Origin of the sequence: Limnohabitans sp. WS1 (assembly GCF_003063265.1) — a bacterium.
Classification (GTDB): Bacteria; Pseudomonadota; Gammaproteobacteria; order Burkholderiales; family Burkholderiaceae_C; genus Limnohabitans_A.
In genome coordinates this window covers 114,934-123,947 of the sequence record NZ_NERU01000014.1, presented here as the reverse complement: position 1 = coordinate 123,947, position 9,014 = coordinate 114,934, and the positions used below count along the sequence as shown (strand labels likewise).

Here is a 9,014-nt window from a genome sequence, read left to right as displayed (position 1 = left end):
GGAAGGCCAGAACATGCGTCCTGCCAACAGGTGCCGACGGTGTCGGCGTTGAGACCCTGTCCCCGATCAATTCAGGTGGGGGAGTTTGAGGTGGCCATAAGTGGGGGAATTTGGGTGGCCATCAGGGGACATCCCGACTCACGCTGCGTGAGATTGTGGAATCGGATGCGGAGAATATTTTGCAAATACATGGCAACGCCGAGCACATGAGATGGTTCGGGTCAGATCCTATTCCCGATCTTGACGGTGCCACGAAGTTGGTCGCTACGTTTGCCAGTTGGCGGAAAGAGCCGGTTTCCGGTGCACGCTGGGCTTTGGAGTTGAGAGACCAACCCGGACTGATCGGCACATGCGGCTTGTTTCGCTGGAATCGAAACTGGAAATCTTGCATCGTCGGTTACGAAATCGCTGCGGCGCATCAGGGCCGCGGCTATGTCAAAGAAGCGCTAAAAGCAATCATCACCTGGGGTTTCCAAGAGGTGCAGTTGAATCGAATCGAGGCGCAGATTCACCCTGACAACTCAGCATCTCTGGCCTTACTCGAGGCGCTAGGGTTTCAGCAAGAGGGGCGGCAGCGGGAAGCAGGTTACTGGGCGGGACAGCATCACGACCTCCTTCAGTACGCACTGCTCAATCGGCAGTGGCGAACAGAGAATGCGGTCTAAGCTTCTGATGCAGCGAATGGCTTCTCTATCGGGTGCCGTAAACTTTAAACAACAGCCAAATCAACCATGAGCATCGCCGTGTCTCGACCTCATTTGCGCCAAGCCACCGCTGCCGACATCCCCGGCATTTGGGAGGTGCGCTACTCAGTGACCGAGAACACCCTGACGCCCGGTCGTATCTCAGATGAAGAGGTCAGAGCGTCGATTGAAGGCACAGGCTGCGGGTGGGTCATCGAAGAAGCTGGAAGGATTGAGGCATTCGCTGTAGGCATCGCCAAGACCGGCAATGTCTGGGCGCTGTTTGTCAGGCCAGATGCACAAGGCCGAGGCCATGGAACCCGGTTGCATGCCGCAATGATCGAGTGGTTTCGCAAGCAACCCATCGACAGGCTCTGGCTCTCGACGGGCACAACCACCAAAGCCAGAGCGTTCTACGACAAGAACGGATGGGAGTGTGTCGGTCCTGACGGTAGTGACGAGGTCAGGTATGAACGGGCGAATGCAGCCTAAGGGGTCGTTTAACCGGAGTGCCAACGGCTGGATGCCGTGGCCGCCAGGCGCACATGCCCACATCAATCATCGTAATGAAATCGACAAGCCACAACGGTGATGGACACCTCATCGACTTCATAAACCAAACGGTGCATCTCGTCTATACGGCGCGACCACAAGCCAGCCAAGTTGCCGACAAGGGGTTCTGGCTTGCCAATTCCTGTAAAGGGTTCACGGCAAACGGCATCGATTAAGGTGTTGATGCGTTTGAGGGTATTGCGGTCTTGGCCTTGCCACCAGACGTAAGCATCCCAGCCATCGGGGGTGAAACGAACTTCTCTCATGCCCTGACTTCAAATGTCTAGAAGTTTGCGTTTTTTGGCTTTTCCAGCTTTGAGTTGGGCCACAGAGTTCAGCAGCGCCCGTGCGTTTGCAGGGCTGGAGAGCAGGTACAGCGTTTCTTGAATGCTGGAAAAAGCCTCTTCCGACAAAATCACGGCGTTACCTCCCTCGCGCCGGTGAATGAGCGTGGGGGCTTGGTCGTCAATGACTTGGTCAATCACAGCTTTGAGCGAGTTGCGAGCGTCTGTGTAACTGATGACATGCATGGCTGAAACCTGTCCAGTGAGTTGTGCATGTATTTTAGGGCGGTTTGTGTTTTTGTGCGGTTGAAGTTCATAGGACAGCAGAGTTTCCTGACCGTTCAGTTTGAACTTGTAGACAAAAACACCCGCGAAGTCGCCCTTTTTTCGCCTATTTGAGGGTTTGGTAGAAGGACTTGACGGCTTCAACTCGCACTTTTTTGTCGCGGGCGTGCAGTTTTTTGCCACCCGGTTAAGCGATGGCGATGCGCTGACTTTCAGCATCAGCCAAACTCATAAGGCGCAGCCAGACCGGCTTTGACTTCTTCACGCGATAGCATGGTGTCTTGGATCAGCCGCAAAGGCATGTCCGGGTTGTCGATCACGGCTTTGCCGATGCGTGCCCAGTATTCGATTTGCTGTGGCACAGAGCGGTGTTCCGCTGCAGCATAGGGTTTGGCGGCTTCGACCAGTTCGTCAGACAGTTTCATTGCGACAGCCATGGTACTTCTCCTCGATGGGCTTGCATTTTGCAACCGATGGTTGTTTTGTACTGCCGCCTTCACTCGCGCATTTACGCATCCTGGCTTTTCGTTCGACTTGACAGGAAACGTCCGTTGACGGCTATGCGCTTCAGGCGTACATTCATGGCATGCTGACCGTTGTCGAAAGCCCCATCTTTCAGAAGCTTTGGCCTAGATATTGGGACGAAGATGAACGAGCCGATTTCGCATCTTTCATTGCACAGAACCCTGAAGCCGGCGCTGTGATTCGCGGCTCAGGCGGTGTACGCTAAGTTCGATGGGTACGTGAGGGGGCAGGCAAGTCAGGCGGCGTCAGGATCATTTACCTCGCACGCAACGAAGCTGGCGAGGTCTATCTCCTCACTCTTTATGCAAAGTCAGAGTCAGAGAACATTTCACTCATCACACTCAAGGAGATTCGTCGTGCCCTCGAAATCTAAGAAGCTGAATCCATCCGAGATTGCTGCGTTTGAAGCGAAGCGAGACATTGGTGCGGAGATCCTTCAATCCATCAAAGACATGAAGGCTGGCAAAGGCAAGATGGTGGTCTCGTCGGCCACAGAATCAAGACAAGCCACTGGCCTGTCTCAATCCCAGTTCGCCAACTTGTTGGGCGTCTCCGTGCGTACGCTTCAAGGATGGGAGCAAGGACGAAAGCAGCCAAGCGGTGCAGCGCGCACGCTGCTTGCCATAGCTCGCACAAACCCGAAGGCGGTTCTGGCTGTTTCCGCGCAGTGAGGGCAAACCCATCGCTCAAGGTGATGGCTGTTTGATAAGATTCAATCCTACTCACTCAAAGGCCCGTCATGCGAACCACTCAACAACTGAGCATCACATTGCCCAACGAGATGGCCGATGCCATCAAGAGCAAAGTGCGTGCAGGCGAGTACGCGACAGAAAGCGAAGTTATTCGCGAAGGTCTTCGCGCACTTCTGAGCCGAGACCGCGCCATTGAGTCTTGGCTGACGCATCAAGTCGGTGCGGCTTACGATGCACTCAAGGCTGATCCAACGAGAGCTGTCACAGTGGATCAGGTGCGTGAGCGCCTTGCACAAGAGCACACCAAGTTGCAATGACACACCGGGTTGTCTTCTCGCCCGAGGCTTTGGAACAAATTGCTGACCTTTACCAGTACATCGCGTCCGAGGCCTCGCCGGGTATTGCGTTGCGCTACACCGAAGCCATGGTGAGCTACTGCGAAAGCCTGAGCATTTTTCCGCAGCGCGGCATGAAACGCGACGATGTGCGGCCTAGTTTGCGCATCACACACTACAAAAAACGCGCAGTGATTGCTTTTGCGGTAGATGCCGGGTGGGTATCCATCTTGGGCATCTTTTATGGCGGGCAGGATTATGAGTCTTTGTTGGCCGACGATTCGGACGATGGTGTGCCGCATTGAGGGTTTGCAGGTTTCTGAAAACGTCACAGTCAATCACTTAAGATCATCCCCCTATGAATTGGCTAGACAAAATCAAATGGGATGACAAAGGCCTGGTGCCGGTCATCGCCCAAGAACAAGGCTCCGGCGATGTGCTGATGTTCGCCTGGATGAACCGCGAGGCTTTGCAAAAGACGGCCGAGCTGAAAAGGGCGGTGTATTTCAGCCGCTCGCGCAACAAGCTGTGGTTCAAGGGCGAGGAGTCCGGCCATGTGCAGACGGTGCACGACATCCGCATCGACTGCGACAACGATGTGGTGCTGCTTAAAGTCACGCAGCTGGGGCACGAGCCGGGCATTGCCTGCCACACGGGCCGCCATAGTTGCTTTTTCCAGAGCCTGCAAGCCGACGAGTGGCAGGCGGCCGATCCGGTCTTGAAAGACCCCGAAACCATTTACAAGTGAGTGCCCCAAGCGTATGAACAACCAGGACATCCTTGACCGCCTCGCGGCCGTGGTCGAAAGCCGCAAACCCGCCAATGGCGGCGACCCCGAAAAAAGCTACGTGGCCCGCCTGCTGCACAAGGGGCCCGACGCCTTTTTGAAGAAAATCGGCGAAGAAGCCACCGAGACCGTGATGGCCGCCAAAGACGTGGACCATGGCGGGGACAAAACCAAGCTGGTGGGCGAGGTGGCCGATTTGTGGTTCCACAGCATGATTGCGCTGGCGCACTACGGCCTGACACCCGCCGACGTGGTCAACGAGCTGGCCCGCCGCGAGGGCCTGAGCGGCCTGGAAGAAAAAGCCCTGCGCAAAGTGCAAGAGCGCGAGCGCTTGGGGGAGTAAGCTGCGCCCATGAACACACCACCCGTCGACGACAGCACCCACACCATCAGCTGGGTCAGCTACATCCTGCACCTGATTGTGGCGGTCAGCGCGGTCATCCCGGGGGCGCAGATGGGCCCGGCCTTGCTGGTGGTGGCGCTGATCATTGATTTGGTCAAAAAAGGCGATACCGGCGGCTGGGAGGCCACGCACTTCAGCTACCGCATCCGCACCGTGATCTGGGCGGCTTTGCTGTACTTGGTCACTGCACCTTTGTGGCTCTTGATGTTTTTCCCTGGCTGGCTGGCCTGGGTGACCATTTCCATCTGGTTTTTGTACCGCATCGTGCTGGGCATGGTGCGCTTGAATGCGCAGCGGCCCGTGACCGATTGATATTTTTGACTTTGACCCCTTCAAGCCATGACTGACGCCAACTGTATTTTTTGCAAAATCATCGCGGGCAAAATCCCGTCGCGTAAGGTGTATGAGGACGAGCATGTGTTCGCCTTTCACGACATCGCACCCTGGGCCCCCATTCATTTCTTGATCATTCCCAGGCTGCACATCCCGTCGATGATGCATCTGGCCCCAGAGCACGCCGCTTTGATGGGCCACATGATGACCCTGGCCCCTAAGCTGGCAGCCCAAGAGGGTTGCAACCCTTATCCGGACGGCGGTTTTCGCATTGTCGTTAACAACGGCAGCGAGGGTGGACAAGAAGTGCACCACCTGCACATGCATGTCATGGCTGGCCCGCGCCCTTGGTTGCGGGGTTGAAACGGCGCTTTTAGCCCTCAAATCCTTCCATCCACAGGGCCGATCCAAAACCGTTGGTCGATCCCCTTAGAATCCCAGCATTAACAGGAGAGTTTCATGGGTACTTTTTCCATTTGGCACTGGCTGATCGTGCTGTTGATTGTCGTCATGGTGTTTGGCACCAAAAAGCTCAAAAACATGGGTTCTGACTTGGGTGGTGCGGTCAAAGGTTTCAAAGATGGTATGAAAGACGGCGGCACCAAGCCCGAAGAAGGCGCAGCCCCAGTGGCGGGTCAGGTGACCGCTTCAACGCCAGCTGACAAGACGACCATTGACGTTGAAGCCAAGACCAAGTCCTGATTTTTGAACGACTGAACGCCGCATTGTGCTGGATTTAAGCTTTTCGAAAATGGCGCTCATCGGGGTGGTGGCGTTGATCGTCATTGGCCCTGAAAAATTGCCCAAGGTGGCCCGAACACTTGGGGCTTTATTGGGTAAAGCGCAGCGCTACGTTGCCGATGTCAAGGCCGAGGTCAACCGGTCCATGGACCTGGAAGAACTCAAAAAGATGAAAGAGACCATGGAGACGGCGGCTCGTGATGTCGAGCAAACCGTTCAAACCACGGCCTCTGATTTTGAAAAAGACTGGGCTGAAACCACAGCTGGGCTGACCAGTGATCTGCCCACCATTGAGCCACCACCACCGTACTACGTTCGCCCCGATAAAAACTGGCGACTCAAGCGCGGCGCGATGCCCCAGTGGTACAAAGCCCGTAACGGGGTGCGCACCAAAGCGCTTTCCGGTGCCGCTCGCGTAGCCCGTTACCGGCCCAAGCCCCTCAATTCCATGTGACGCTGACGCACCTTTGGGTGCGTACCGTCCAACCGACCCCGCCATGTCCGATACCCCTTCCCAGCCCGACGACGAACTCAAAGGTTCCGAGCAACCTTTTGTGGCGCACCTGATCGAGTTGCGCGACCGCCTGATGTGGGCCGTGGCGGCAGTGGCCGTGGCTGCGGCCGTTTTGGCCATTTTTCCGGGGCCGGGCAATTTGTATGACATTTTGGCGGCACCCTTGGTGGTGCATCTGCCTAAAGGCGCGACTTTGATCGCTACCTCGGTCATTTCGCCTTTCATGGTGCCGCTCAAGATTTTGCTCATGAGCGCTTTCCTGATTGCTTTGCCCGTGGTTTTGTACCAAGTTTGGGCATTCATCGCCCCTGGCCTTTACAGCCATGAGAAAAAGCTGGTCATGCCCTTGGTGGTGTCCAGCACGGTGCTGTTTTTCATTGGGGTGGCGTTTTGTTACTTCTTTGTGTTTGGCCAAGTGTTCAGTTTCATTCAAAGCTTTGCGCCCAAAAGCATTACGGCAGCGCCAGATATTGAAGCTTATTTGAGCTTTGTGTTGTCCATGTTCCTGGCTTTTGGATTGGCTTTTGAGGTACCCGTGGCTGTGGTGGTCTTGGCTCGCATGGGTGTAGTGAGCATTCAAAAACTCAAGGATTTCCGGGGCTATTTTGTGGTGTTGGCCTTTGTGATTGCCGCCGTGGTCACTCCCCCTGATGTGGTGTCACAGCTGGCGCTGGCCATTCCCATGTGCTTGCTTTACGAAATCGGTATTTGGGCCGCGCAAGTGTTCATCAAGCACACGCAGGCTCCGCAAGACACCGATGGTGCCTCTTAAACGCGCTTAATGGTCATCCCAAAAGAGGCTCATTGAGCTCTTTTGGGGCTTGTTCAACGGGGTATCTGCACAACCGGTTTGTCACTTGCGTGGTTTGCTGACCGCGGGCCGTTCAGCAGGTGTCAGGCGAAGGTTCACCTCACCTTGACGACGCCAAATGTTCACTTCAGCGGGTACACCGGGCTTGAGTCCAGCCACTTGGGTTAACAACTCGGACACATTGCGCACAGGTTGACCTGCGACTTTGACAATCACGTCGCCGGGGCGAATGCCAGCTGAAGCTGCCGGACCGTTTTTGAGCACCCCTGTGATGACCACGCCATAAGGCATGCCTTGGCCCGAGGCGGGTAATTGGAAGGTTTGTGCCAACTCGGCGGACATGTCTTGAGGCTCTACGCCAATCCAGCCCCGAACGACTTTGCCTTTCTTCAGCAGGTCCTGCATGACTTGTTTGGCTGTAGAGATCGGAATGGCGAATCCAATGCCCATGTTGCCGCCTGAGCGCGAATAAATGGCGGTGTTGATGCCCATCAAGTGGCCATTCACGTCAACCAATGCGCCGCCTGAGTTGCCCGGGTTGATGGCGGCATCGGTTTGGATGAAGTTTTCAAATGTGTTGATGCCCAACTGATTGCGACCCAAGGCGCTGACAATGCCCGAGGTCACGGTCTGACCCACTCCGAAGGGGTTGCCAATGGCCAATACCAGATCACCCACTTGCATGTCTTGAATTTGACCCAGCACGATGACGGGCAATTTATCAAGATTGATTTTGAGCAAAGCCAGGTCCGTCTCGGGGTCTGATCCAATGACCTTGGCCAAGGTCTTGCGTCCATCGCTCAAAACCACTTCGATGTCATCGGCGTCTTCAATGACGTGGTTGTTGGTCAAAATATGACCTTCTGCACTGACGATGACGCCACTGCCCAGACCGGCCGGATTTTGCTCGTCTTGCTCGCCATGAAAAAATTTGAACCAAGGGTCCTGACCTTGGGTGGCGGGTGATTGGTTTTTGCTGGTGTTGATGCTCACCACTGCGGGTGATGCCAAGCGGGCGGGCGTACTCAGACTTCCTGCGGATCGGTTGTTGGGATGGGCAAGGGGTGCCTGTAGCAAGGTCACGCCCCCGCTAGATCGGTTTGCTCGGTTCAGCCAATCGGGTTGAAGTGTGGCAACCACAAACCATATGGCCAACAAAACCGTGACCCATTGTGAAAATAAAAGCCAATAGCGTTTCATGTTTTCCATTGTCCTTGATTCAAGTCGTGCATCAAGCCTTGGGTCTTTTTTTCTGTTCGGACTGAGAGCGCATTGCGCCACAATACTTGTTGATCATGAAAGCAACATTCATATGACCCACGTTCAAGACTTGACTTTGGCCTTTGATGCCTTGCTTGAGCCCGAAAAATTTCGCGATTACGGCCCCAACGGATTGCAGGTTGAGGGCGATCGAGATGTGAAATTATTGGTCAGCGGCGTAACAGCCAGTCGGGCCCTGATTGAAGCGGCCATTGACGTCCATGCCGATGCAATCTTTGTTCACCACGGCCTGTTTTGGCGTGGGCAGGACGGTCGGGTGGTCGGATGGATGCGGGAGCGCTTGCGCTTGCTCTTGTTACATGGCATTCATTTGTTTGCCTATCACCTGCCTTTGGACGCACATGCAGAACTGGGCAATAACGCCCAACTGGCCAAGGTGCTGGGTTTTCAGATGGAAGCTCGTTTTGGTGAGCAGAGCCTGGGTTTTGTGGGCGCACCTGCCCACACCTGGGCCAAGCCCCAAGCATTGGCCGACCATGTGGCGCATGCATTAGGGCACCCTGTCGTCTGTGTCGGCGGCAATGACAAGCCTGTTCGCCGTGTGGCTTGGTGCACAGGGGGGGCTCAGTCCTACTTTGAGGCCGCCATTGCTTTGGGTGTGGATGTGTTCATCACTGGTGAGATTTCCGAACCTCAAGCCCATTTGGCCAAAGAAACAGGGGTGGCATTCATGGCATGTGGTCATCATGCGACTGAACGTTATGGTGCCCCCGCTGTCGCTGCGCATGTAGCGCAAGCGTTGGGCTTGCAACATCGATTCATTGAGATCGACAACCCTGCATGAGGCC

Annotated in this window: 17 protein-coding genes; 13 read left to right on the top strand and 4 right to left on the bottom strand. The window is 55.3% G+C overall.

Annotation, left to right across the window (positions count from 1 at the left end; genetic code table 11):
- Positions 1–110: 110 nt before the first annotated feature.
- Both B9Z48_RS16125 and B9Z48_RS16120 read left to right on the top strand, forming a co-directional pair.
- Positions 111–665 carry a GNAT family N-acetyltransferase gene (locus tag B9Z48_RS16125; protein ID WP_089960053.1) on the top strand — a complete coding sequence of 185 codons (555 nt, stop codon included), beginning with the start codon at positions 111–113 and terminating at the stop codon, positions 663–665.
- A gap of 66 nt (positions 666–731) precedes the next feature.
- A complete protein-coding gene (locus tag B9Z48_RS16120; RefSeq protein ID WP_108379728.1) occupies positions 732–1,175 on the top strand; it encodes a GNAT family N-acetyltransferase in 444 nt (147 codons plus the stop codon).
- Positions 1,176–1,237: 62 nt separating this feature from the next.
- Here B9Z48_RS16120 and B9Z48_RS16115 read toward each other — a convergent pair whose 3' ends face one another.
- From B9Z48_RS16115 to B9Z48_RS16105, 3 genes are read right to left on the bottom strand one after another with little or no spacing between them, the layout of a single operon-like run.
- Positions 1,238–1,501, bottom strand: coding sequence for a Txe/YoeB family addiction module toxin (locus B9Z48_RS16115; protein ID WP_089960041.1), 264 nt, complete (start codon positions 1,499–1,501; stop codon positions 1,238–1,240).
- 9 nt (positions 1,502–1,510) lie between these two features.
- Positions 1,511–2,023, bottom strand: a complete 513-nt coding sequence (locus B9Z48_RS22125) for a type II toxin-antitoxin system prevent-host-death family antitoxin (RefSeq protein WP_108379726.1) — start codon at positions 2,021–2,023, stop codon at positions 1,511–1,513.
- Positions 2,023–2,241 (bottom strand): hypothetical protein, encoded by a 219-nt coding sequence (locus tag B9Z48_RS16105; protein ID WP_199233539.1) that lies wholly within the window; start codon positions 2,239–2,241, stop codon positions 2,023–2,025. The genes B9Z48_RS22125 and B9Z48_RS16105 overlap by 1 nt, the downstream gene beginning before the upstream one ends.
- Before the next feature lie 444 nt (positions 2,242–2,685).
- On the opposite strand from B9Z48_RS16105, the gene B9Z48_RS16095 reads away from it, so the two are divergent.
- The 10 genes from B9Z48_RS16095 to tatC all read left to right on the top strand — a co-directional run bounded on the left by B9Z48_RS16095 (position 2,686) and on the right by tatC (position 6,906).
- On the top strand, positions 2,686–3,000 hold the full coding sequence (locus B9Z48_RS16095; protein WP_233261160.1) for a DNA-binding transcriptional regulator: 315 nt from the start codon (positions 2,686–2,688) through the stop codon (positions 2,998–3,000).
- Positions 3,001–3,068: 68 nt separating this feature from the next.
- A complete protein-coding gene (locus tag B9Z48_RS16090; RefSeq protein WP_089960022.1) occupies positions 3,069–3,338 on the top strand; it encodes a type II toxin-antitoxin system ParD family antitoxin in 270 nt (89 codons plus the stop codon).
- Positions 3,335–3,661 carry a type II toxin-antitoxin system RelE/ParE family toxin gene (locus tag B9Z48_RS16085; RefSeq protein WP_108379720.1) on the top strand — a complete coding sequence of 109 codons (327 nt, stop codon included), beginning with the start codon at positions 3,335–3,337 and terminating at the stop codon, positions 3,659–3,661. The genes B9Z48_RS16090 and B9Z48_RS16085 overlap by 4 nt, the downstream gene beginning before the upstream one ends.
- A 53-nt stretch (positions 3,662–3,714) precedes the next feature.
- Complete coding sequence (gene hisI, locus B9Z48_RS16080) at positions 3,715–4,104, top strand: phosphoribosyl-AMP cyclohydrolase (RefSeq protein WP_053171708.1); 390 nt, start codon at positions 3,715–3,717, stop codon at positions 4,102–4,104.
- Between the two features lie 13 nt (positions 4,105–4,117).
- Positions 4,118–4,486 (top strand): phosphoribosyl-ATP diphosphatase, encoded by a 369-nt coding sequence (locus tag B9Z48_RS16075; protein WP_108379718.1) that lies wholly within the window; start codon positions 4,118–4,120, stop codon positions 4,484–4,486.
- Positions 4,487–4,495: 9 nt separating this feature from the next.
- On the top strand, positions 4,496–4,858 hold the full coding sequence (locus B9Z48_RS16070) for a hypothetical protein (protein ID WP_108379716.1): 363 nt from the start codon (positions 4,496–4,498) through the stop codon (positions 4,856–4,858).
- 27 nt (positions 4,859–4,885) lie between these two features.
- Positions 4,886–5,242 carry a histidine triad nucleotide-binding protein gene (locus B9Z48_RS16065; RefSeq protein ID WP_108379714.1) on the top strand — a complete coding sequence of 119 codons (357 nt, stop codon included), beginning with the start codon at positions 4,886–4,888 and terminating at the stop codon, positions 5,240–5,242.
- A gap of 96 nt (positions 5,243–5,338) precedes the next feature.
- On the top strand, positions 5,339–5,581 hold the full coding sequence (tatA, locus tag B9Z48_RS16060) for a Sec-independent protein translocase subunit TatA (protein WP_089960008.1): 243 nt from the start codon (positions 5,339–5,341) through the stop codon (positions 5,579–5,581).
- A 25-nt stretch (positions 5,582–5,606) separates the two neighbouring features.
- A complete protein-coding gene (gene tatB / locus B9Z48_RS16055) occupies positions 5,607–6,074 on the top strand; it encodes a Sec-independent protein translocase protein TatB (protein ID WP_089960006.1) in 468 nt (155 codons plus the stop codon).
- 43 nt (positions 6,075–6,117) lie between these two features.
- Positions 6,118–6,906, top strand: a complete 789-nt coding sequence (gene tatC, locus B9Z48_RS16050; protein ID WP_089960002.1) for a twin-arginine translocase subunit TatC — start codon at positions 6,118–6,120, stop codon at positions 6,904–6,906.
- Between the two features lie 81 nt (positions 6,907–6,987).
- On the opposite strand, the gene B9Z48_RS16045 is transcribed toward tatC, so the two are convergent.
- Positions 6,988–8,145, bottom strand: coding sequence for a S1C family serine protease (locus tag B9Z48_RS16045; protein WP_089960116.1), 1,158 nt, complete (start codon positions 8,143–8,145; stop codon positions 6,988–6,990).
- 112 nt (positions 8,146–8,257) lie between these two features.
- Here B9Z48_RS16045 and B9Z48_RS16040 point away from each other — a divergent pair, with 112 nt between their 5' ends.
- A complete protein-coding gene (locus B9Z48_RS16040; protein WP_108379712.1) occupies positions 8,258–9,010 on the top strand; it encodes a Nif3-like dinuclear metal center hexameric protein in 753 nt (250 codons plus the stop codon).
- The last annotated feature ends 4 nt before the right edge of the window (positions 9,011–9,014 follow it).

Excerpts from the sequence above, each read along its gene's own strand:
- B9Z48_RS16120 (WP_108379728.1), top strand. The coding sequence starts at position 732 with ATGAGCATCGCCGTGTCTCGACCTCATTTGCGCCAAGCCACCGCTGCC.
- B9Z48_RS16115 (WP_089960041.1), bottom strand. The coding sequence starts at position 1,501 with ATGAGAGAAGTTCGTTTCACCCCCGATGGCTGGGATGCTTACGTCTGG.
- B9Z48_RS22125 (WP_108379726.1), bottom strand. The coding sequence starts at position 2,023 with ATGCTGAAAGTCAGCGCATCGCCATCGCTTAACCGGGTGGCAAAAAAC.
- B9Z48_RS16105 (WP_199233539.1), bottom strand. The coding sequence starts at position 2,241 with ATGGCTGTCGCAATGAAACTGTCTGACGAACTGGTCGAAGCCGCCAAA.
- B9Z48_RS16090 (WP_089960022.1), top strand. The coding sequence starts at position 3,069 with ATGCGAACCACTCAACAACTGAGCATCACATTGCCCAACGAGATGGCC.
- B9Z48_RS16085 (WP_108379720.1), top strand. The coding sequence starts at position 3,335 with ATGACACACCGGGTTGTCTTCTCGCCCGAGGCTTTGGAACAAATTGCT.
- hisI (WP_053171708.1), top strand. The coding sequence starts at position 3,715 with ATGAATTGGCTAGACAAAATCAAATGGGATGACAAAGGCCTGGTGCCG.
- B9Z48_RS16075 (WP_108379718.1), top strand. The coding sequence starts at position 4,118 with ATGAACAACCAGGACATCCTTGACCGCCTCGCGGCCGTGGTCGAAAGC.
- B9Z48_RS16070 (WP_108379716.1), top strand. The coding sequence starts at position 4,496 with ATGAACACACCACCCGTCGACGACAGCACCCACACCATCAGCTGGGTC.
- B9Z48_RS16065 (WP_108379714.1), top strand. The coding sequence starts at position 4,886 with ATGACTGACGCCAACTGTATTTTTTGCAAAATCATCGCGGGCAAAATC.
- tatA (WP_089960008.1), top strand. The coding sequence starts at position 5,339 with ATGGGTACTTTTTCCATTTGGCACTGGCTGATCGTGCTGTTGATTGTC.
- tatC (WP_089960002.1), top strand. The coding sequence starts at position 6,118 with ATGTCCGATACCCCTTCCCAGCCCGACGACGAACTCAAAGGTTCCGAG.
- B9Z48_RS16045 (WP_089960116.1), bottom strand. The coding sequence starts at position 8,145 with ATGAAACGCTATTGGCTTTTATTTTCACAATGGGTCACGGTTTTGTTG.
- B9Z48_RS16040 (WP_108379712.1), top strand. The coding sequence starts at position 8,258 with ATGACCCACGTTCAAGACTTGACTTTGGCCTTTGATGCCTTGCTTGAG.